Source organism: Idiomarina seosinensis, from assembly GCF_044797955.1.
In the GTDB taxonomy this organism is placed as follows: Bacteria; Pseudomonadota; Gammaproteobacteria; order Enterobacterales; family Alteromonadaceae; genus Idiomarina; species Idiomarina seosinensis_A.
In genome coordinates this window covers 368,914-390,466 of the sequence record NZ_CP085211.1, presented here as the reverse complement: position 1 = coordinate 390,466, position 21,553 = coordinate 368,914, and the positions used below count along the sequence as shown (strand labels likewise).

Annotated in this window: 18 protein-coding genes and 1 pseudogene; 2 read left to right on the top strand and 17 right to left on the bottom strand. The window is 52.6% G+C overall.

What is annotated here, in order from left to right; all coding sequences use genetic code 11:
• Positions 1-35: 35 nt before the first annotated feature.
• A complete protein-coding gene (locus tag LG288_RS01870) occupies positions 36-968 on the bottom strand; it encodes a M23 family metallopeptidase (RefSeq protein ID WP_404401465.1) in 933 nt (310 codons plus the stop codon).
• 54 nt (positions 969-1,022) lie between these two features.
• On the opposite strand from LG288_RS01870, the gene LG288_RS01865 reads away from it, so the two are divergent.
• Positions 1,023-1,460 carry a DciA family protein gene (locus LG288_RS01865; protein ID WP_404401463.1) on the top strand — a complete coding sequence of 146 codons (438 nt, stop codon included), beginning with the start codon at positions 1,023-1,025 and terminating at the stop codon, positions 1,458-1,460.
• Between the two features lie 23 nt (positions 1,461-1,483).
• Here LG288_RS01865 and lpxC read toward each other — a convergent pair whose 3' ends face one another.
• The 16 genes from lpxC to mraZ form a co-directional block, all read right to left on the bottom strand.
• Complete coding sequence (gene lpxC / locus LG288_RS01860; protein ID WP_404401461.1) at positions 1,484-2,401, bottom strand: UDP-3-O-acyl-N-acetylglucosamine deacetylase; 918 nt, start codon at positions 2,399-2,401, stop codon at positions 1,484-1,486.
• 82 nt (positions 2,402-2,483) lie between these two features.
• Positions 2,484-3,674 (bottom strand): cell division protein FtsZ, encoded by a 1,191-nt coding sequence (gene ftsZ, locus LG288_RS01855; protein WP_404401459.1) that lies wholly within the window; start codon positions 3,672-3,674, stop codon positions 2,484-2,486.
• Positions 3,675-3,717: 43 nt separating this feature from the next.
• Entirely contained in the window at positions 3,718-4,950 is a 1,233-nt protein-coding gene (gene ftsA, locus LG288_RS01850; RefSeq protein ID WP_404401457.1) for a cell division protein FtsA, read from the bottom strand.
• Between the two features lie 6 nt (positions 4,951-4,956).
• Positions 4,957-5,721: a cell division protein FtsQ/DivIB gene (locus LG288_RS01845; RefSeq protein ID WP_404401455.1), complete on the bottom strand. Its 765-nt coding sequence runs from the start codon at positions 5,719-5,721 to the stop codon at positions 4,957-4,959.
• On the bottom strand, positions 5,721-6,650 hold the full coding sequence (locus tag LG288_RS01840) for a D-alanine--D-alanine ligase (protein ID WP_404401453.1): 930 nt from the start codon (positions 6,648-6,650) through the stop codon (positions 5,721-5,723). Before LG288_RS01840 ends, LG288_RS01845 begins: the two co-directional genes overlap by 1 nt.
• Positions 6,640-8,124: a UDP-N-acetylmuramate--L-alanine ligase gene (gene murC, locus LG288_RS01835; protein ID WP_404401451.1), complete on the bottom strand. Its 1,485-nt coding sequence runs from the start codon at positions 8,122-8,124 to the stop codon at positions 6,640-6,642. Before murC ends, LG288_RS01840 begins: the two co-directional genes overlap by 11 nt.
• Position 8,125: 1 nt before the next feature.
• Positions 8,126-9,238 carry an undecaprenyldiphospho-muramoylpentapeptide beta-N-acetylglucosaminyltransferase gene (gene murG / locus LG288_RS01830; protein WP_404401449.1) on the bottom strand — a complete coding sequence of 371 codons (1,113 nt, stop codon included), beginning with the start codon at positions 9,236-9,238 and terminating at the stop codon, positions 8,126-8,128.
• On the bottom strand, positions 9,235-10,464 hold the full coding sequence (gene ftsW, locus LG288_RS01825) for a putative lipid II flippase FtsW (protein WP_404401447.1): 1,230 nt from the start codon (positions 10,462-10,464) through the stop codon (positions 9,235-9,237). Before ftsW ends, murG begins: the two co-directional genes overlap by 4 nt.
• Positions 10,448-11,827 (bottom strand): UDP-N-acetylmuramoyl-L-alanine--D-glutamate ligase, encoded by a 1,380-nt coding sequence (gene murD, locus LG288_RS01820; RefSeq protein ID WP_404401445.1) that lies wholly within the window; start codon positions 11,825-11,827, stop codon positions 10,448-10,450. The genes ftsW and murD overlap by 17 nt, the downstream gene beginning before the upstream one ends.
• 19 nt (positions 11,828-11,846) lie before the next feature.
• Positions 11,847-12,929, bottom strand: a complete 1,083-nt coding sequence (mraY, locus tag LG288_RS01815) for a phospho-N-acetylmuramoyl-pentapeptide-transferase (protein WP_404401443.1) — start codon at positions 12,927-12,929, stop codon at positions 11,847-11,849.
• Positions 12,923-14,335, bottom strand: a complete 1,413-nt coding sequence (murF, locus tag LG288_RS01810) for a UDP-N-acetylmuramoyl-tripeptide--D-alanyl-D-alanine ligase (protein WP_404401441.1) — start codon at positions 14,333-14,335, stop codon at positions 12,923-12,925. Before murF ends, mraY begins: the two co-directional genes overlap by 7 nt.
• Entirely contained in the window at positions 14,332-15,825 is a 1,494-nt protein-coding gene (gene murE, locus LG288_RS01805; protein WP_404401439.1) for a UDP-N-acetylmuramoyl-L-alanyl-D-glutamate--2,6-diaminopimelate ligase, read from the bottom strand. Before murE ends, murF begins: the two co-directional genes overlap by 4 nt.
• Before the next feature lies 1 nt (position 15,826).
• Positions 15,827-17,581 (bottom strand): peptidoglycan D,D-transpeptidase FtsI family protein, encoded by a 1,755-nt coding sequence (locus LG288_RS01800; RefSeq protein WP_404401437.1) that lies wholly within the window; start codon positions 17,579-17,581, stop codon positions 15,827-15,829.
• Entirely contained in the window at positions 17,572-17,889 is a 318-nt protein-coding gene (gene ftsL, locus LG288_RS01795; RefSeq protein ID WP_404401435.1) for a cell division protein FtsL, read from the bottom strand. The genes LG288_RS01800 and ftsL overlap by 10 nt, the downstream gene beginning before the upstream one ends.
• Positions 17,882-18,832: a 16S rRNA (cytosine(1402)-N(4))-methyltransferase RsmH gene (rsmH, locus tag LG288_RS01790; RefSeq protein ID WP_404401433.1), complete on the bottom strand. Its 951-nt coding sequence runs from the start codon at positions 18,830-18,832 to the stop codon at positions 17,882-17,884. Before rsmH ends, ftsL begins: the two co-directional genes overlap by 8 nt.
• A complete protein-coding gene (gene mraZ, locus LG288_RS01785) occupies positions 18,832-19,290 on the bottom strand; it encodes a division/cell wall cluster transcriptional repressor MraZ (RefSeq protein ID WP_404401431.1) in 459 nt (152 codons plus the stop codon). Before mraZ ends, rsmH begins: the two co-directional genes overlap by 1 nt.
• A 235-nt stretch (positions 19,291-19,525) precedes the next feature.
• Here mraZ and LG288_RS01780 point away from each other — a divergent pair.
• Positions 19,526-21,544, top strand: a pseudogene (locus tag LG288_RS01780) (putative bifunctional diguanylate cyclase/phosphodiesterase); the annotation flags it as partial.
• Positions 21,545-21,553: the final 9 nt, after the last annotated feature.

Genomic DNA, 21,553 nt, shown 5'->3' with positions numbered 1-21,553 from the left:
AGCTCCTCAGGTACGCTCACGTGTTGACGCGATAATTAATTATCTATTTTTCTGTATACAAACTGATTAGGGTCGATGGCCTGACCATTGCGCAGCACCTCATAATGCACATGAGGGCCGGTTGAGCGGCCGGTACTGCCCATCTCTGCAATCGACTGGCCCCTGGTTACCACGTCTCCTACCTCAACCAGCAGCTGCTGATTATGGCCATAGCGGGTTTTTAAACCACCACCATGATCAATTTCGACTAGCTGGCCATAGCCATAACGTTCGCCAGCCCAAGTGACCACGCCCGCGCCGGTCGCAATCACTTTTACGTCATCCGCATAACTGGCAAAATCAAGCCCTTTATGCATCGCCGGTACCCCATTAAAGGGATCCTTGCGTACTCCAAACTGAGATGACAGCCAACCACTGGTTATCGGACGTCCTGCCACGAAGCTTGAACTAGAGACATTGTGATTCATCATCACAGATTCAAGTAGCGACAGTTGTTTTTGTTTATCGCCGAGCTCATTCAGCAACTGATCAATCTCAGCCAGTACATCATCACCATCGACCCGCGGAAGCTCGGCAACAGCGCTTGTTTCAGGACCGCCAAGGGGCGCTGCGCTGTCAAAGTCAAACTCACCGTTGTCCAGCCTGGCTTTGGCGACCAGCCGCTCACCCAGTGCATCTAAGCGCCGCACCTGAGCCCGCAACTGGCCTAGATAAAGAGTCATCGCGCCTAATTTTTTTTCAGTGTCCTGCCGCAATTCTTTTACCGCAGCTTGCTGTGCCGCCAGCTTAAGCCGCTCGGCAGTTATTTTTTCTGCCGCTACTGCCGGCTCTATCCCCTGGTACTGCCAGGGCTGCCACGCAGCCAGACCCAACAAAGCGGCGAGACCAGTTAGCGACAATAACCGGCGCCGTGTCAGGCGAAACTGAAAACGTATTTTTGAGCCTCGGTAAAAGACTGATAAACTCATGCAATATCTCGTTAATGAGCAGCTTGGCAGTGTCCTATGGATAATCGGTGACCCATGAACAATAAGCCCAAAACACCACAACAATGGATGCGTAGCCGGGTTCAGCCGCAGACGCAAACTCTGCAGCGCTACGCACAGTTTGCCGCCGAACTGAAGCAATGGCAACAGTTGTTTCGGCACATTGTCGGCAGTCCGCTGGCAGATCATTGCCAGTTACTTAACGTGCGCGATGAAAAGCTTATTGTACGTACTGACGCGGCCGGCTGGGCAACCCAGCTCAAATTACAGCAAAACGCTATTATAACGCATTTCCAACAAGATGCGATGATTGCGGTTAACTGCCTGGAGATTCAGATAAAGCCGGGCGAAGATGGCGCCCGCGGTGGCCCTGCTGAAACTTTGACGCGCCGACAGCGAATTTTACAGCTGGCAGAAAACAGTCAGGAGCCTTTGCGTTCAGAGCTATTAAAGATTGCGGAAAAGATATGGTAGCCGACGCTGCCGGCTACCCTTAATCAAGCCAGGCTGGGTGCCCAGTAGGTGATAGGAGACTCGGCCTGAACCTCGTCAAAGCTGACAAATTCCCAGGCCTCCTGCTGCGCCAGCAATGCCTGTAACAACTGATTGTTCAGGGCATGGCCAGATTTAAATGCACGCAGGTGGCCGAGAATGCTGTGACCACACATGTACAGATCACCGATAGCATCCAGCATTTTATGTTTGACGAATTCATCGTCATAACGCAGGCCGTCACTGTTTAAAATACGAAACTCATCAAGCACCACCGCATTGTCAAAACTTCCCCCTAAAGCGAGGTTGTTCTTACGCAGGTACTCAATGTCTTTCATAAAACCAAAGGTACGGGCACGGCTAATATCCTTAATGAAGCCGTTACTGCTAAACTCCATTGATACCGTCTGACCGGTTTCGGCAATAGCCGGGTGATCAAAGTCGATGGCGAAATCAATGCGGAAACCATTGTGGGGTAGCAGTTCCGCCCATTTACCATCTTCTTCTTCAACCCGAATCGGCTGTTTTATCCGAATGAACTTTTTCGCTGCTGACTGTTCTTCAATGCCCGCACTCTGAAGCAGGTAGATAAACGGGTGCGAACTACCATCCATAATCGGTATTTCGTGGGAGTCGACTTCGATAATACAATTATCGACGCCGACACCAGCCAGTGCTGCTAATAAATGCTCTACGGTCGAAACCCGCACATTTTGCTCATTGATGAGACAGGTACATAACTGCGTATCCCGCACCCAATCAGCGCGCGCCGGAATATCTACGGCCGGCTGCAGGTCGACACGGCGAAATATAAGCCCGGTGTTCGCGGCTGCCGGACGCAAAGTCAGATTAACTTTGTTTCCTTTGTGCAGACCGACACCTGTCGCTGATATCGCTTGTTTTAGTGTACGTTGCCTTACCATCAATAAGCCCCCTCAATCAACTTAGCCGCATAGTATACGACATTTGTCATGGCCGACGCAAATTCTGCTCAAATTTCAACCGCTAGTCCACCTGCTTACGCAGAAACGCAGGAATGTCGAGATAATCGAGCTCATTATCCTGCTGTTTTTTCGGCGCTTGCTTGCGGGCCGCTTCGGTCTGGCCTTCTGGCTGCAGCTCTTCAGATTCCTCGTAACGCGGCGCTGCTGCACTACGATCCATGTCGCTGCGGTAACTGTGCTGGGGTTCCCGCTTCGCTGGCTGATTATTGTTAACCAGGGAGATATCTGGCTTACGCTCGGCGCCAATGCCGGTCGCCACTACGGTCACCCGCAGTTCGTCAGACATTTCCGTATCAATAACGGTACCAACGATTACCGTGGCATTATCCGAGGCAAAGGCCTTAACGGTATTACCAACGGTTTCGAATTCGTCGATGCTCATATCCATACCGGCTGTGACATTAACCAATACGCCGCGGGCGCCGGAAAGATCGATATCTTCCAGCAATGGACTGTTAATCGCCATTTCTGCTGCTTCCTGGGCACGGTCTTCGCCACTGGCAACGCCGGTTCCCATCATCGCGGTACCCATCTCTTTCATTACCGCACGTACGTCCGCAAAGTCGACGTTGATTAAGCCTGGCCGGGTAATCAGTTCAGCAATACCCTGTACGGCGCCCAGCAATACATTATTTGCTGCGCTAAAGGCGTCCAGCAGGGACGTACCCTTACCCATGACCTTTAACAGCTTTTCGTTAGGGATGGTGATCAATGAGTCGACGCTTTGCGCCAGCGCATTAATGCCGTCATCGGCAACCGCCATACGCTTTTTACCCTCAAACGGAAACGGCTTAGTGACTACCGCCACGGTCAGGATATTCAGTTCTTTAGCCACTTCAGCAACCACCGGCGCTGCACCGGTGCCAGTGCCGCCACCCATACCAGCGGCGATAAAGACCATATCAGCGCCTTCCAGCTGTGCTTTAAGTGCTTCACGATCTTCTTCCGCTGACTGCCGGCCGACTTCCGGGTTGGCGCCCGCGCCCAGCCCTTTGGTAATATCACCGCCTAACTGAATAGTGACATCAGCGGTATGGTTACGCAGCGCCTGTGCGTCTGTATTGGCCGCTATAAACTGCACGCCTTCGATCGACTCTTTCACCATGTGCTGGACAGCGTTACCGCCTCCACCACCGACACCGATCACTTTTATGACGGCTTCACTTTCATAATTGTCCATCAGTTCAAACATAATATTTCTCCCTACCTGCTTTTATTATTGTGCTACCCCAGCGTTAAAACTCACCTTTAAACCAGTTCTGGACTTTTTGCCAAAGTCCGACAACATCGGTTTTTGTACTCTCTTTTTGCACCGCTGCAGTACTTTCCTGCCCATAGCGTAACAGGCCAACAGCGGTAGCATAAACCGGATCCTCAACATAATCCTTTAAACCTTTCACATTAAGCGGTTTGCCAATGCGTACCGGCATCTGAAAAATCTCTTCGGCAAACTCAACGCAACCCTGCATTTTGGCACTGCCGCCAGTGATAACGACACCCGCCGCTATCTGTTCATCGAGGCCACTTTGCTGGATCTGATCACGAACCAGCTCAAACAGTTCCTGGTAACGCGGCTCAACAACTTCGGCCAACGTATGCCGCGACATCATTCTTGCCGGCCGGCCGCCAACCGAAGGCACTTCGATGGTATCTTCCATACTGACCATTTGCCGCAGTGCGCAGGCATGCTCGGTTTTTATTTGCTCAGCGTGATTGGTCGGTGTTCTGAAAATTTTCGCAATATCACTGGTGACCTGATTACCCGCGGCGGGTATTACCGCCGTGTAGCGCAATACGCCACCGGTATAAATACAGATATCAATAGTGCCGCCACCCATATCGACCAATGCTACGCCCAGGTCCTTCTCATCTTCGGTCAGTACTGAGATGCTGGAGGCCAGCGCTGAAAATATCAACGAATCTATGGTCAGGCCGCAGCGCTCTACCGCTTTAATGATGTTTTTTGCCATATCATTAGCACAGGTAATGATATGGACCTTAGATTCCATCCGCACACCAGACATACCGATGGGGCTGCGAATACTCTCCTGCGAGTCGATCACGTATTCCTGCGGCAATACGTGCAGGATGCGCCGCTCCTTTGCAATAGGCACTGAGCGGGCAGCGTGAATGACATTATCAACGTCGTCCTGGGTCACTTCAGCATCATTAACCGGCACCATCCCGCTTTCGTTCTGACAGGCGATGTGCCGCCCCGATATATTCAAAAACACCGAGGCGACGCGGCAGTCAGCCATTAACTCTGCTTCATCTACCGCACGCTGAATTGACTGCACCACCAGATTCAGGTCATTAACACCGCCTTTATCCATTCCCCGGGCTGTGGTAACGCCAACCCCGACCACGCTGATTTCGTCATCGGGCAGCAATTCACCTATCAATGCCGTTACTTTACTGGTGCCAATATCGAGACCGACCACCATTTCACGTTCTGTTGTTTTCGACATATTCACTCAGCTCTCTTTATCCTGTGGCGTCTGCCATTTGACTGCGGCGCCCGTGTCGTAGCGTAAATCAACCTGTTGTATTGTCTGTTGCTGACTGTTCTCGTGCTGTTCTATTGTTGGCAACAAGTCAATAAAGCGTTTTATTCGTTGCAGGGCTGCCTCCCGTCCCAGTTTTAATTCGATACCACTGTCAAGCACCGCACTGACGGCAAAACGTTCGCTTAAGCTCAGCGCGTTTAACTGCATTCCGTTTACCTGCAACATTTGCTGCAACTGGTTAAATTGCTGCAAGGTTGCATCAACCGCGGTTTCCGGCCCCGACAGATGCGGTAACGCCTGGCTCAGCTGCTGTGAGTTTACCTCAGCCCGAAAAACCTCGCCCTGCGCTGTCACTAACCGATCGCTATTCCAGTAGGCCAGCGGTTTTCGTTCGGTAACATGTACTGCCAGCCGATTCGGCCAGACTTTGCGGACGGAAGCTTTGGCTACCCAGGGTAGCTGCTCCACCCGCTGTCTCAGCTGATTAACATCGGCAGTAAAAAAGCTGCCCAGTGGCTTTGCCGTTAATGCCCGGCGGATCTCAGCCGGCGTCAACTGCCGTAACTCACCCTCTACATTTAACCGCGCCAGCGGCACCTGCTGCTCATCTTTCAGTACTTGCGTAAGCTGCACGATGCCCGTGATAAAAGCGCCCAGTGTCAGCAAACAGACGCCCAGGCCGAGCCAAAAATTCCAGCGTCTGAGCGACGGCTGACTTGGCTGCCTGCTCATTACGGCTCCAGCGTCTGTGCCAGTATTTTTTCAACCAGTACCGCAAATTCGTCGCCCTGCGCGCGCGCCGCCATCGGCACCAGACTTTTTTCGGTCATTCCAGGTACTGCGTTCGCTTCTAACAAATACCAGTTGTCCTGTTCATCGCGCATCACGTCCACCCGCCCCCAACCACGGCAACCCAAAGCCTCGAAGGCCTGCAATGCCAGTGTCTGCAGCTGCTGTTCAGCGGCCGCGGATAAACCGGCCGGGCAGTGATACTGGGTATCACTGGCCTGGTATTTTGCTGCAAAATCATAAAACTCGTGGCTGGTCTGCAGCCGAATGACCGGCAAGGCCTGCCCGGCAACAATAGCCACCGTATATTCGCGGCCCACGATCCAGCGTTCAACCAGTACCTGCTGATCATACTGAAAGGCCGCGGTTAACGCCTGCTCAAGCTGTGCCGCGCTATTCGCGACACTCATTCCAATCGACGAGCCTTCACTGGCTGGCTTAACAATAACGCGGCCGCCAAGGTCCTGTAGTAAACGCTGATAGTCCAGTTGCTGCACCTGACGGGCCGAAACGGCAAAGCTTTCTGCTAGCGGCAACGACAGTGCCTGCCAAATTTGTTTACTGCGAACTTTATCCATTGCCAGCGCACAACCCAAAATACCGCTGCCGGTGTAGGGGATCTGCAGTGTTTCTAATGCACCCTGCACACTGCCGTCTTCGCCGCCGCGACCATGTAAAGCAATGAATACCCGCTGAAAATGTTCACTGATTAACTGCTGCAAAGGCTGCCGGGCAGGATCAAAGCTGTGGGCCTCAATACCCAGACCGGTTAAGGCCTTAAGCACGGCAGCGCCGGAACGCAGCGAGACTTCGCGTTCCGCCGAGTGACCGCCCATCATAACCGCAACTTTCCCGTATTCTTTATTCTGCATCTGTCTTCCCGCCCTCAAATACGTCCTGCAACAGTTGCTGTGCCAGAGTTCCGATATTGCCGGCGCCCTGTGTCAGTAACAAATCATTCGGTGCCAGGATGTCGCCAATAACCTCCAGCAACTCCTCCGGCGAGCTGACATAGACCGGGTCTACCTGTCCGCGTTGCCGAATCGAACGGCTCAGAGCACGACTGTCTGCACCTGTAACCGGGATTTCACCGGCCGCATAAACTTCCAGCAGTAACAGGGTATCCACTTGCGATAAAACATTAACAAAGTCTTCATAAAGGTCGCGGGTACGCGAAAACCGGTGTGGCTGAAACGCCATCACCAGCCGTTTGTCCGGCCAGCCGGCGCGGGCTGCATCAATGGTAGCCTGTACTTCGGACGGATGATGACCGTAATCATCAACCAGCATGACAGAACCTTTACCGGCAGACTCCCGCGGCCAGCCTTTAACCGTAAACTCGCCGTAATGCTGAAACCGTCGACCAATTCCTTCAAAGGTATTCAAAGCGCGCTGTAAGGCACTGTCACTGAGGCCTTCGTCAGTTGCAACAGCAACCGCAGCCAGCGCATTGAGCACATTATGCCGGCCGGGCAGGTTCAGTACGATCTGCAGCGGCTGATGCCCGTCGCGTAAAACGGTAAAGCGGCTCTGACCGCCGGTTTGCTGATAATCGACGGCGCGCACGTCCGCGTTTTCACTAAATCCATAGGTAATCGCCTGCCGCCCGACCCGGGCAATCAACTCAGCCACTACCGGGTCATCAATACACATCACTGCCAACCCGTAAAACGGCAAGTTGTGTAGAAACTCCAGATAAGTATCCAGCAGCTTATTAAAATCGCCGCCATAAGTGTCCATATGATCGGCTTCAATATTGGTGACCACGGCCACCATCGGCTGCAAATGTAAAAATGAGGCATCACTCTCGTCGGCCTCAGCAATAAGGTATTTACTGCTGCCTAGCCGGGCATTAGAACCAGCTGAATTGAGTAAGCCGCCAATAACAAAGGTCGGGTCCAGTCCGGCCTCTGCAAAAATACTGGCCAATAATGATGTTGTCGTGGTTTTCCCGTGCGTGCCGGCCACTGCGATGCCATGCCGAAAGCGCATCAGCTCGGCCAGCATTTCCGCGCGCCGGACCACCGGCAGGCGCAGTTCCTGAGCCGCCAGTAACTCTACATTTTCGGCATCAATAGCGCTGGACACCACCACCACACTGGCCGCTTCAATGTGTTGCGACTGATGGCCAAACATAACCCGGGCGCCTAACTTTTGCAGGCGCCGGGTGTTGTTGTTCGCGGCGATATCCGAGCCTGAGATACTGTAGCCCTGATTAAGCAGAACTTCGGCAATGCCCGCCATACCGGCACCGCCGATACCAATAAAGTGAATCTGTTTAACCCGGCGCATTTCCGGCACATTCACTAATGTAAAAGGTTGTTGGCGGGTTGCTGTTGTTGTCATCTTACTTCACCTGCTCTGTGGCATTATGGTTCGCCGCGTCAAGACAACACTGCGTAACTGCAGCTGTTGCCTGCGGACGCCCGCTCTGACGCGCAAAGCGCGCCATTTTCCACAGTTGCTGCGGGTCTTGCAACAATCTTTGCAACAGCTTTGCTAAACTTTGCTCATTGAGCTCTGACTGCGGCAACAAGACCGCCCCTCCGGCGTTAACCAGGGTCATCGCATTGGCTGTCTGATGGTCATCGACTGCATGGGGTAATGGCACCAGAATTGCAGCTTTGCCCAGTACCGCCAGTTCGGCTACAGTTAACGCCCCCGCCCGGCAGATCACCAGGTCCGCCTGCTGATAAGCTGCGCCCATCTGCTCGATAAAATCACAGACCTTTACCTGATGCTGTTGACAGTTGCCATAGGCTGCGCTTACCTGCTTATCATTGCCGCCGCCACACTGGTGCGTCACCGTTAGCGGCGTATCAATGTCAGCCAGCGCCGCCGGCACCGTATCGTTCAGTACTTTTGCCCCCAGACTACCGCCGACCACTAACAGCCGCAGAGGCCCGGTCCGGGCCTCTTTAACCTCGTGTTGCGCCAGCTGCAGCACGTCTTCACGTAGTGGGTTACCGGTCAGAACAGCTTTTTTGATGGCTTTTTTAGTAAATGGCAGGCCCGCCAACACTTTGTCGGCAAAAGGAGCCAGCAACCGGGTGGTCATGCCGGGTACTGCGTTTTGCTCATGGGTTAACAGCGCAATACCCAGAGATTTGGCCGCAATACCCAGCGGCGCACAAACATAACCACCAAAGGTAACGACTACGTCAGGCTGCAGATCCCGCAACAACTGGCGCGCTTGCTTAATGGCATTAAACAGCTGCCAGGGCGCTTTAAATAAGCGTATTTTCCCGTGTCCGCGGATACCGGTCATTTCCAGCGAGTGCAAACGAATATCGTGAGCCGGTACCACCTTAGACTCCAGCCGACCCTCTCTGGTGCCGACCCAGTCGACCTGCCAGCCCAGTTTGATTAGCTGCAAGGCCACTGCCAGCGCGGGAAACACATGGCCACCAGTACCGGCGGCAGCAATCACAGCGCGTTGTTGCTGGTCTGGGTTGATCATCCGGCACCTCCACGCGGCGTCACTTTGCGACCCTTCATGCGGCGCTCATGATCAATCCTTAATAATAGCCCGACGGCCAGCGACGAAACCAGAATACTGGTACCGCCGTAGCTGACCAAGGGTAGTGTCAGTCCTTTAGTTGGCAACGCTCCGGAAGCTGCGCCAATATTTACAAACGCCTGCAGACTAAACCAAATGGCGATACCGTAAGCCAGGTAACCACTGTAACGCTGTTCGGCAAATAGGCACCGACGACCGATAACCAGCGCCCGGCTGACCAGCAACAGGATCAGAGCGATAACACTGACAACACCGACAAATCCCAGTTCTTCAGCAATTACAGACATAATAAAGTCGGTATGGGCTTCGGGCAGATACTGCAGTTTCTGGATGCTGTTACCTAAGCCAAGACCATTGACCTCACCCTGGCCAAAAGCAATCAGTGACTGCATTAACTGATAACCCGCCCCGAAAGGATCTTTTTCGGGCTCCATAAAGGTCAGTATCCGCTGCATACGGTAAGGTTCGGCAATGATGGCACCAATCAGGGCAAGTACACAGGTTATAAACACTGCGAAGAACTGCCATAACGGCGCCCCGGCCAGAAACATCATCGCCACGGTAGTCGCAGCCAACACTACCAAAGTGCCGAAGTCCGGTTGCGCCAGAAGCAGCAGCGAGGCGATAAAGAGCAGTATCAGAGGCTTGATGAAACCTTTTTTCGCTTCGCGCAGTTCGTCTTCGCGGCGGGACAGGTAACTGGCTAAGTAAATGTAGAAAAATAATTTTGTTAACTCAGCTACCTGGATACTGAAGGGGCCAACTTTAATCCAGCGCTGGGCGCCGTTAACCGTATGGCCAACCAATAAAACCAGAACCAGCAAACCCAAACCCAGCAACAGCAGTTTACCGCTGTGCTGCTCCCACTTAGCCACCGGAATTGCCAGCGCTGATAACATCAGCAGAAGGCCCAGCATAACGTAGGTCAGGTGGCGAATGGCGAAATGAAACGAATTGCCGGTTAGTTTTTCAGCGGCTGGTAATGACGCCGACGTCACCATAATGAAACCAAGCAGCAATAACACCACCGCTACGGTTAACAGCATACGATCATAAAGACTGGTCGAATAGCCCGGCCATAACCATTGGCCAGCAGCTTTTAAAACAGAGCCACTACCCGGTTTAGGTATCAACAGTTTTAATTGCTGTTCATGCGCTTTGTTCATAAAGCCCCTCGACAGCACGACTGAAACATAAACCCCGGTGCTCAAAGTCATCAAATTGATCAAAGCTGGCACAAGCCGGCGATAACAGCACTAAATCACCAGATTCCGTTAACTGGTCCGCCAAAGCTACCGCCTGTTGTAAATCGCCGGCATGGCGTGAACCATTAACGTACTGGCCAATTAAGGCGCCATCTTCACCGATGGTTATCAACCCATCAACCTGTTTAAGGCTGGGCTGCAGAGTACTAAAGTCAGCCCCTTTGCCAACGCCGCCGGCAATCAGGATAAGGCGGCCATTAACTAACGGCCGCAGCCCTTTGATAGCAGCCTCAGTAGCACCAATATTGGTGGCTTTTGAGTCATTAACCCACTTAACCCCAAGGCGTTCAGTAACCAGCTGGCAGCGGTGGGGTAAGCCTTCAAATTCACGGATATAACCTGCCCCGGCTGCGACCGGTACACCGACCGCCAGCGCCAGCGCCAGCGCTGCCTGTACATTAAGTAAATTATGGATGCCCTGCAGCGCCAGTTGATGCGCCGCCAGTATGGGTTCACTCTGGTAGGTAATCCAGGTTTCTTCGCCACGGCGCTGTATGCCAAAATCTGCGTCACTCTGGTCTGGCCCGAAGGTCAGCGCCGGCGCCTGCTGTGTCGGCCAGTACATGGTTTCTTGCCGGTTCAGAACGCACAGCTCTGCGTTGCGGTAGATACGTTTTTTGGCAGCAATGTAGTCAGTCAGCCGATAGTAGCGGTCCTGATGATCGGGGCTGATGTTCAAAACAGTTGCTGCAACCGGTTGCAACGATTCAAGAGTTTCCAACTGGAAGCTGGACAGCTCCAGTACATACAGCTGCAGTTCCTGCTTCTCTTGCTGCTGTAGTGCTTCCAGCACCGGCAGGCCGATATTTCCGGCGGCCAGCGCCTTAATTCCCTGTTGCCGGGCAAGGTACTCGACCATACGTGTTACGGTTGATTTACCGTTTGAGCCGGTAATTGCCACCACTGGCCGCTGCACCTGCTGAGCAAAAAGTTCGACATCGCCGATAACACGGACGCCGGCATCCTGCGCAGCTTTAATGGCTGGTTGGCGCAAATCTATGCCGGGGCTGACTACCAGCACATCCGCTGCCAGGGTATCTTCAAGCTGCCACTGCCGGGTAACAACTCGTTGCTTGCCCAGTAATTGTCTTGCCGCTTCTACGCCGGGGCTGGCGGAGCGTGTTTCAAATGCTTCTAAAATAAGTTCCTGGCGGGCAATGCGATCGCCTAAGTAGTGCTGCAAAAAGCGCACAGCAGAAAGACCGGACTTACCTAAACCCAGTACACTGACTCTTTCTACCCTTTGCCAATCAACTTTTCTCATCGCGTTGTCACATGCTCACTTATCTTAGTTTTAAGGTCGCCAGCCCAATTAGCACAAAAATTAATGACAGAATCCAAAACCGGACAATCACCCGCGGTTCCGGCCAGCCCTTAAGTTCGTAGTGATGGTGAATCGGCGCCATACGAAAAATTCGCTTACCGCGAAGTTTGTACGATCCTACTTGCAGCATCACCGATAACGTTTCCATCACAAAAACGCCGCCCATAATAAACAGCACCAGCTCCTGCCTGACTAAAATCGCTATCACTCCCAGAGTGGCCCCTAATGACAAGGAGCCTACATCGCCCATAAACACCATGGCCGGATACGTATTGAACCAGAGGAATCCCAACCCGGCCCCGACAATCGCAGCACAGACCACCAGCAGTTCGCCGGAAAGCGGTAAATGAGGGATTTGCAGGTATTCGGCGAAATTGACATTACCCGAGGCGTACGCAAATACGCCTAAAGCGCCGGCGACCATAACCGTTGGCATAATCGCCAGGCCATCGAGGCCATCGGTCAGGTTGACCGCATTACTGGTACCGACAATAACGAAGTAACCCAGTAACAAATACAACAGACCAAGCTGCGGCATCACATCTTTAAAAAAGGGCACCAGCAGTGCCGTTTCACTGGGTAGTGAACTGGTGCTGTACAGATAAACTACCGCAATACTGGCTATTACCGACTGCCAAAAGTATTTCCATTTGGCAATTAAGCCCTTGGGATCCTTACGAATCACTTTCCGGTAATCGTCTACAAAGCCGATGATCCCAAAGCCCGTCACCACGAACAACACCACCCAGACATAGCGGTTTTCCAGGTCAGCCCATAGCAGTGACGAGCCGATAATGGCCACCAGAATCAAGCTACCGCCCATGGTCGGAGTGCCTGTCTTGCTGAGGTGACTTTGCGGGCCGTCATCACGTACGGTCTGTCCGATTTGCAATCGCTGCAGGCGGGCAATCATCCAGGGTCCCAGCCAAAGGGACAAAATTAAGGCGCTGAGGACACTCAAAATGGCGCGTAACGTCAAATAAGAGAAGACGTTAAAAGCGCTTTCAAATTGAGTGAGAAACTCAGCCAGCCAAACTAACATGCGTGTTGGTCCTTTTCCGGTTTTACTACCGCCTGTTCTTTTAAGGCGTCGACTATCCGCTCCATATGCGCTGAGCGGGAACCTTTTACCAGCACTGTGACCGGTTGCCGGGAATTTTGTTGTGTAATGATTTGTAAAATCTCATCCACCAGCTTCTGGTGACTGGAAAAATGCTTACCGCCGCGACCATTAAAGACTTCACTGGCACTTTGACTGAGCACACCCACGGTTAGCAAATTATCAATATCGCAAGTCAGTGCGTGGGCACCAATTTCTTCGTGGTAGGCGCGGGACTCGGGGCCCAGTTCGCCCATGTCCCCCAGCACCATGATCTGGTAACCCTGATAAGTCGACAACAGATCCAAAGCGGCTTTAGTTGAAGCAACGCTGGCGTTGTAGCTATCGTCTATTAAGCGCAGGCCTGGTGCCAGTTTGTAGGTGGTCAGACGGCCGGCGACCGGCTGCAGTGCCTGCAACCCCAGGGTAATATCTTTTAAGTCAATGCCCAGTTCATGGGCGGCAGTGGCGGCAGCCAGGGCATTCAGCACGTTGTGCATCCCACTAAGTTGCAATGAGACCCTGGCCTGCTGACCAAACAGATGCAGGGTAAACTGAGCGCAGCCCTCTTCGTCCAGGCTGACTTCTGAGGCATAGACATCCGCCTGCGCATCAAAACCGAAAGTTTGTAAGCGCTTACCTTCGCGATTACGCTGCCAGCACGGTAAAAATTCCGAATGCCAGGTGGTAATTGCTAAACCGCTGTGGTCCAGGCCCCGAAAAATTTCAGTTTTCGCGCGTGCCACGCCCTGCAATGAACCAAAGCCCTCGACATGAGCAGCACTGACGTTGTTAAGAATGGCAACGTCGGGCCGTGTTAACGAGGTAGTGTAGCCGATTTCTCCGGGGTGATTGGCGCCCAGTTCGATGACGGCGTACTGATGTTCAGGCGTCAGACGCAGCAAGGTCAATGGTACACCGATATCGTTGTTAAAATTGCCCTGGGTTGCCAGCACCGGGTGCTTACGTGACAAAATGGATGCCAGCATTTCCTTAACGGTGGTTTTACCGTTACTGCCGGTAATGGCAATGGTTTTCGGCTTAACCTGCGCTTTCACTGCGGCGCCAAGCTGCCCCAGCGCCTGCCGGCAGTCAGCCACAATCAACTGCGGTATAGTAACATCCATGGGGCGCTCACAGACCACCGCTTTAGCCCCCGACTCTGCAGCTTCGGGAATAAAGTCATGGGCGTCAAAGTTAGCTCCGCGCAAGGCAATAAATAAGGTATCGCTGAGATCAGAGCGAGTGTCGGTACTGACTTTATCGACCATCAATTCAGCGCCATTGCTGGTTCCGATCAGCTCCGCCGAGAGGGTTTCAGCAAGCCACTGTAAACTGACATTAATCATGCACGGTCTCCCTGCAGCCAGGCGGCCACTGTTGCTCGTTCGTCATAATCAAACCGTTGTGTACCAATTACCTGATAATCTTCATGACCTTTACCGGCTAACAACACAACGTCATTGCGCCCGGCCCTTGCCATGGTATCAACGACCGCTTGGTAGCGGCCCTGAATAACCCGAGTTTTAGTGTTATTTAAGGTACCCGTTAAAATATCTGCGATGATTTGTTCGGCGGGTTCGGTGCGCGGATTGTCGTCGGTGACAACCACTTGATCGGCATATTCAATGGCGACTTTGCCCATCTGCGGACGTTTGCCGCGATCGCGATCGCCGCCGCAGCCAAACACACACCACAGCTGACCGCGACAATGTTTACGCAGGGCGCTTAGTACCTGCTGCAGCGCATCGGGGGTGTGTGCGTAGTCAACCACAATCAGCGCTGAGTCGGCATTTTGAAACGCTTCCATGCGGCCCGGCACTGGCTGCAACTGATGACAGGCATGGGCCAGCTGCTGCAGGGGGTAACCTTCTGCCAGCAAAACTCCCAGCGCAGTCAACAAGTTGTACACATTAAACTGGCCAAGTAACGGCGACTGAATGGTTTCAGCCTGTGAAGACTGAGCAATTGACTGGTAATCAACGTCAAAGCGGGTGCCATCGGGCCGGTACTGAATATTATCTGCCAACAAACTGGCCGCAGCATCCACTGGTTTAGCGTCTTTTTGTACGGCGGCTAAGCCGGTAATCATGGTGCCGGGCTGGCCTGTTAACCAGTGACGCAAAGCCTTGTCGTCTGCATTAATCAGCTGATGCGGGGCTTTAAAGTCAGTAAACAAGCGCTGCTTGGCCTTCACATATTCCGTCATCGAGCCGTGGTAATCCAGATGGTCACGACTGATATTGGTAGCCGCTACCGAGCTAAACTGCAACGCCTCGACCCGTCCCTGGACCAGCGCATGGGAAGAGACCTCCATTGCGATAACCTTTGCGCCCTCGGCCACCAGGGTCGCTATCCGTTGCTGCACAGTCACGGCATCCGGCGTAGTGTGCTTTTCGGGCAGTAAAGCCCCTACCAGACCACTACCGGTAGTACCAATCAGGCCTGCCGGCTCTCCCATCGCCTGCACAAGCTGGGCAATCAGGTGGGTTACCGATGTTTTGCCATTGGTGCCGGTAATACCCAGCAGCCGGGTTTGCGCCGACGGATGAGCAAAAAAGTTACCTGCGATGCGGGATAACTGAGCTTTAAGATCGGGAATGTGGACAATGGGCACAGCCTGCTGCTGTTCAACCCAAAGCTTGGTATCCTCTGCTAAGACGGCTGCCGCACCGGCTTTTATAGCCGCGTCAATATAATCTCTGCCGTCAGTTACATAGCCGGATACCGCAACAAATAAATCGCCGTTAGCCACTTGCCGGCTGTCTAATTTTATACCACTGATGGTGGTCGGCGGCAGAGCAATTTTAAGCCAGTCCAGCAATTCCGGTAAGCGCATATCACTGGCCCCCCAGGCCGGCCGCTTTCATCGGCTCATTATCGAGATTATCCGGAGCAACATTCAGTAACCGCATAGTCTGTCCGACAATGGCTGAAAATACGGGAGCAGCCGCCGTGCCGCCATAGTAATCGTCAGTGGCCGGCTCATTGATGGTTACAACGACCACCACTTCGGGATCTGATGCCGGGGCAATACCTGCAAACAAAGCCACGTATTCATCGCCGTAACCCCCGGTAGCACTGGCTTTGCGGGTCGTTCCTGTTTTTCCGGCAATGCGGTAGCCCGGCACCCGGGCGTTTTTCGCTGTACCGTCAGTCACTACAGTTTCCATCATCCGCAGCACAGCGCGGGTGTTGTCCGCATTAAAAATTTGCTCGGCCGGCAGTGGCGACTCTTGGCGGAATATGGTCAGAGGGCGCAATTGCCCGCCGCTGGCAATGGCCGTGTAAGCACGCGCCAGTTGTAGCGTGGTGATTGACAGCCCGTATCCGTACGACAGGGTGGCTAACTCAAAATCAGACCAACGCCGGCGATTGCCGAACATGCCCATGCTTTCACCCAGTAGTGAAATACCGGTATCGTTGCCAAAACCGACATCAAAGTAGGTTTGTAACAGGGGTTCGATGCCGAGTTCCAGCGCCATTCGGGTTACCCCGACATTGGAGGAATGTTCGAGAACCCCGGCCAGCGACAGCTCGCCATAATTGCGCGGATCGCTGACCCGGCGGCCACCCAGCCTAAGCCAGCCCGGGCTGGTATCAATGCTGTCACCCACTTTGTGCAAACCATTTTCCAGAGCGCTGAGTACAACCAGTGGTTTAACCGTTGAGCCCGGCTCGTAACTGTCCGTTATCGCCCGGTTTCGCATTTTGTAGCTTTGCAAGTCAGCGCGATTATTCGGATTAAAAGACGGGCTGTTAACCAGTGCCAGTACCTCGCCTGTGGCGACGTCAATCACCACGACACTGCCGGAGGTTGCCTGGTTATAACGCACGGCTTTTTTTAACTCGGTATAGGCGGTGGCCTGAATGCGCTGGTCGATACTTAAGGTAAGCTGTTTTGGCTGTTCCGCTTCGGTCTGACTAATTTCTTCAATAACCCGGCCGCCAGCATCCTTGCGGTAGGTTCGCTGACCCGGCGTACCGGTTAGGTGTTCATCGTATAACAGCTCCAGACCTTCCTGGCCCTTACCGTCGATATTCGTCAGGCCTAATAGATGGGCACTGATTTCCCCTGTCGGGTAATAACGGCGTGACTCAGTTTTTAGGTAAACGCCGGGGATATTCAGTTGTTTAACGTAGTTTGCTTCACTGGGAGTGACTTTGCGCTGTAAATAAACAAAGCGCCGTTCCGGGTCAGAAACCTTAGCGACTAAATCTTCCCGATTCATCCGGAATGTTTCTGCCAGTGCCTGCCAGCGGCGGGTGTCTGCCAGCGCATTGTATTCGGCAATGCGCTGGGGATCGGCCCAGACGGTTTCGACCGGCACACTTACCGCCAGTTCGCGGCCATTGCGATCGACAATCATGCCCCGCTGCACACTTAAACTGGAGGAGCGTAGCGAGCGCATATCGCCCTGCTCAGAATAACGCTCGGGGCTAATAACCTGAATATAAGCGGCGCGTGCAATTAACACGCTAAACACCCCGAACAATAAACTGACAGCCAGATAAAACCGCCACTGGGTTCCTGCCGCGGGCGTATTCTTACGGTTGCGTTTTACCGGCTTTTTCTGCGGCGATCTTATTGCCATGGCACCAATTCCTCGCGCTCACTGTCAACATCTACCATTTGCAGTTTTTGCTGAGCCAGGCGCTCCACCCGGCTGTGTTCGGTCAGAGAGTTTTGCTCGATAATCAGATGGCGCCATTCGCGGTCAAGCAAATCGCGTGCTGATAACAGCTGATCGCGATCGGCCGTTAGCTGGCGGTTTTGATGGGCGATATAAATAACTGCCAGAGCACTGAACACCACCAACAACAACAGTAAAATCACCCGCTTATAGCGGTTGAGATCCTGCAGCAACATCAATGGCAAGGCCGGATACCGTTGTTTACCCATCAGCCAGTCTCCGCGCTATACGCAGTACCGAACTACGCGCCCTGGGGTTGGCAGTAATTTCTGCAGCAGAGGGCTTAATGGCTTTTCCTTCCAACGCCAGCGTACGATCTTTGTTAAGTTCCGCTTCGGTTACCGGTAACCCGGCAGGTACCTGCTTACCCTGACTCTGCGCCCGCATAAAGCGCTTAACAATGCGGTCCTCGAGACTGTGAAAACTGATAACAACCAGTCGTCCACCTTCTTTCAGGCCATCTAATGATGCCTGCAGTGCCTGCTCAATTTGCTCCAGCTCGCGGTTAATGTGAATGCGAATCGCCTGGAAACTGCGGGTAGCCGGATGCTTATGCTTGTCTTTTTGTGGACTGACGCGGGCAATCAACTCGGCCAGCTGGCGCGTTCGTAAAAATGGCGTTTGCTCGCGATCTGCAACAACCGCGCGGGCTATCCGGCGGGCAAAACGCTCTTCGCCATACACTTTTAGTACATAAACAATGTCGTCAAAACTGGCGCGGTTCAGCCACTCAGCTGCTGTTTCCCCCTGGCTACTGTCCATCCGCATATCCAGTGGTCCATCGCGCATAAAGCTAAAGCCGCGCTCGGCATCATCCAGCTGTGGCGAGGAAACGCCCAGATCAAAAAGAATTCCGCTTAGCTGATGTTTTAAATCATACTGTTCCAGCACCTCGGATAAGTTGGCAAAAGGCGTGTGCACAATAGAAAAGCGCTGGTCGTCGATATTTTGTGCTGCTTTGATGGCCTGCGGATCCTGGTCAAGGGCGATGACACGCCCACGAGGACTCAAACGCTGCAGTAAAGCACGGGTATGACCGCCACGGCCAAAAGTGGCGTCGATGTAGGTGCCGTCCGGATCAATCGCTAACGCTGCAATGGATTCATCTAATAGCACCGAAACATGCTGTGTTGTCGGTGTTGTTGTTATCATTATAATGAAAAATCTTCTAAGCGTTCATTAAGGGTAAAGTCGCCCTCGCGCTCGATGTCCATATCCTGTGCAACCTGATCGTTCCAGGCTGCTTCGTCCCAAATTTCGAATTTGTTTAGCTGCCCCACTAACATCAGCTTTTTTTCTAATCCTGCATGCTGACGCAGCGGAGCTGAGATTAACAGACGACCGTTTTTATCCATTTCACAATCATCTGCGTGACCCAACAGCAGCCGTTGCAGGCGACGTTCTGCCGGGTTCATACTGGACAACTGAGTTAATTTTTTTTCAATCAACTGCCATTCGGGCAGCGGATAAAGGAGCAGGCAGGGCTGTTTGATATCGATGGTGCAAACCATCTTACCATCACAGTCAAGGGTCAGCGCATTGCGGTGTTTCGCCGGTATCGCCAAACGTCCTTTGTTGTCTAAATTTAACCCTGTTGCGCCTCGGAACATGATCCTCACCTGATCATTGAGATCCACGATTATCCACAAATCTCCACAATCATACAGTCTAGGGAGTTAGCTTTCCCACTGTCAAGGGAAAAACACAGCAAAGCCGGGGATTATCGGCACCTGTTTAGCGCTGTTGCAGCAAGTATTTGAAGCTAAAGGCTATTTTATAGCGTTAGAATCTGATTATTTTTTGTGCAATACTGCAGTTATCGATTAAGTCGGAGAATTACGCCGCATGAAGTTGCATTGGGTTGCGATAGGAATAACCCTTCTGTTTCTTAGCATAACGGTTATCTGGACAGCGGAAAGTTATCATCGAAGCCAGGTAGAAGGTCAAAAACGTCTCGCGCTAAGTGAGCTGAGTACGATGAGCGCGGCGTTAGATGGCCAGCTTGCATCGTCTTTGGTGGTCACCAAGGCCTTACAGGCTGAAATATTACTGCGTCCCGGATTATCACCTGAGCGCTTTGACTCACTGGTCGCCACTATTATTGATGAGAAGTTGCCCATTCGTAACATTGCACTGGCGCGGGACTTTGTGGTGCAGTACGTCTATCCGTTAGAGGACAATGCCTCGGTACTGGGCTTTGATTACCATAGCGATCCCGACCAGCTAAAAACCGTACAGCAGGCGATCAACAACAATGAAACCCTTCTTACAGGCCCGGTTAACTTAGTGCAGGGCGGTCGCGCGCTAATTATCCGTACTCCGGTCAGAACCCATAATAATGAGTTGTGGGGTATTATTGCCGAAGTGCTGGACATTGATAAATTACTGCAAAACGTAGGCTTTTATGATCACTCCGACTATCAATTCAGCATCACCAGTGACCCCCTCAAGTCCAGCCGGCAACAACTGATTGCCGGATCCGGGCAGCTGGCACAAGCGGACGCCGTGAGGCTATCGATGGCGGTACCGGGTGCCGAATGGCATTTGGCCGCCTTGCCGCGCTCCGGTGAATGGGTCGCGCGTTCGGTGGGTTATTTGCTTATCGTTATTGGCGGCGCAATGGTTACCCTGATGACGCTGATTTTTATGTTATCTCTGGTGTTCACCCACAACCGGCTCCGGCAGGCTATGAAACTGGTCGATCACCAGGCACACTTTGATGTCGTCACACAGCTACCCAACCGCACTTCGTTTTTGGAACATTTGCAGTCAATGGTTACCCGCAAGCCGCCCTTTGCCGTTCTGTTTATCGACCTGGATCGTTTTAAAGACGTTAATGACAGCCTTGGTCACGATGTCGGTGATCAGTTGCTCGCCGGTGTTGCCCAGCGCTTGCGGGAAAATTTACGCGGGGCTGATTTTATTGCCCGGCTGGGTGGCGATGAATTTGTTATTGTGTTGCACAATACTGAAACAACAGAGCAAGTGGTTACGGTCGCCAAAAACTTAAACGAATTGCTCAGTGAACAGTTTCATCTGCAACAACACCCGGTGCAAATTTCCGCCAGTATCGGTATTGCCCTGTACCCGGAAGATGGCGGTAGTGCCGATACCCTGTTAAAACATGCTGACATAGCCATGTACGCGGCAAAAACATCGGGGCGCAAAACCTATCACTTTTTTAATCAGCAATTACGCGAGCAAACAGAGCAACTCAAACAGGTTACCGAGCGCCTGCGCAATGCGCTGGAGCAGGGCCTGCTGAACGTTCACTATCAACCGATAGTTAACCTGACCACCGGCCGGATTGAAAAATGCGAAGCTCTGGTGCGCTGGGATTGCGGGCAGGATCTGATTTCACCCGCTGAGTTTATTCCCATAGCAGAAAAGAACGGTCTGATTGAGGCGATCGGTGACTATGTTTTCCAGCAGGTTTGTAATGACTGGCTGAAGTTCAAGCGAGCTAATATTAATCTCACTGTGTCGGTTAATCGCAGTGAACACGAACTGCATAACATAAGTAACGTTAAAGGCTGGGTAAAAACACTGCAACAAAAGGGAATTCCGGCGAATCAAGTGGTCGTTGAAGTCAATGAGTCGTTGTTTATCGGAGCTAAAACAAAACAGTTGGATGCCATTAAGTATTTACGCCGCCAGGGTCTGAAAATCGCGTTAGACAACTTTGGTCTTGGCGTTTCCAGTATCCATTGTCTGCAGACTTACGCGGTTGATATTCTTAAAATCAACCGGCGGTTTTTGGATGAAACATCCGATGAGCAGATAAAGACTCAGTTACTGCAGGCGGTTACCGGTATTGCTAAGGCGCTGAATATAGAAACCATAGCTCAGTGCGTGGAAAACCAACAACAGTGG

Bases quoted from the DNA above. Each gene is read 5' to 3' on its own strand.
- mraY (WP_404401443.1), bottom strand. From the start codon at position 12,929: ATGTTAGTTTGGCTGGCTGAGTTTCTCACTCAATTTGAAAGCGCTTTT.
- LG288_RS01845 (WP_404401455.1), bottom strand. From the start codon at position 5,721: ATGAGCAGGCAGCCAAGTCAGCCGTCGCTCAGACGCTGGAATTTTTGG.
- ftsZ (WP_404401459.1), bottom strand. From the start codon at position 3,674: ATGTTTGAACTGATGGACAATTATGAAAGTGAAGCCGTCATAAAAGTG.
- murG (WP_404401449.1), bottom strand. From the start codon at position 9,238: ATGATCAACCCAGACCAGCAACAACGCGCTGTGATTGCTGCCGCCGGT.
- murF (WP_404401441.1), bottom strand. From the start codon at position 14,335: ATGATTAATGTCAGTTTACAGTGGCTTGCTGAAACCCTCTCGGCGGAG.
- LG288_RS01870 (WP_404401465.1), bottom strand. From the start codon at position 968: ATGAGTTTATCAGTCTTTTACCGAGGCTCAAAAATACGTTTTCAGTTT.
- ftsW (WP_404401447.1), bottom strand. From the start codon at position 10,464: ATGAACAAAGCGCATGAACAGCAATTAAAACTGTTGATACCTAAACCG.
- murE (WP_404401439.1), bottom strand. From the start codon at position 15,825: ATGCGCTTACCGGAATTGCTGGACTGGCTTAAAATTGCTCTGCCGCCG.
- ftsA (WP_404401457.1), bottom strand. From the start codon at position 4,950: ATGTCGAAAACAACAGAACGTGAAATGGTGGTCGGTCTCGATATTGGC.
- LG288_RS01865 (WP_404401463.1), top strand. From the start codon at position 1,023: ATGAACAATAAGCCCAAAACACCACAACAATGGATGCGTAGCCGGGTT.
- rsmH (WP_404401433.1), bottom strand. From the start codon at position 18,832: ATGATAACAACAACACCGACAACACAGCATGTTTCGGTGCTATTAGAT.
- LG288_RS01800 (WP_404401437.1), bottom strand. From the start codon at position 17,581: ATGGCAATAAGATCGCCGCAGAAAAAGCCGGTAAAACGCAACCGTAAG.
- murD (WP_404401445.1), bottom strand. From the start codon at position 11,827: ATGAGAAAAGTTGATTGGCAAAGGGTAGAAAGAGTCAGTGTACTGGGT.
- murC (WP_404401451.1), bottom strand. From the start codon at position 8,124: ATGACAACAACAGCAACCCGCCAACAACCTTTTACATTAGTGAATGTG.
- ftsL (WP_404401435.1), bottom strand. From the start codon at position 17,889: ATGGGTAAACAACGGTATCCGGCCTTGCCATTGATGTTGCTGCAGGAT.
- LG288_RS01840 (WP_404401453.1), bottom strand. From the start codon at position 6,650: ATGCAGAATAAAGAATACGGGAAAGTTGCGGTTATGATGGGCGGTCAC.
- lpxC (WP_404401461.1), bottom strand. From the start codon at position 2,401: ATGGTAAGGCAACGTACACTAAAACAAGCGATATCAGCGACAGGTGTC.
- mraZ (WP_404401431.1), bottom strand. From the start codon at position 19,290: ATGTTCCGAGGCGCAACAGGGTTAAATTTAGACAACAAAGGACGTTTG.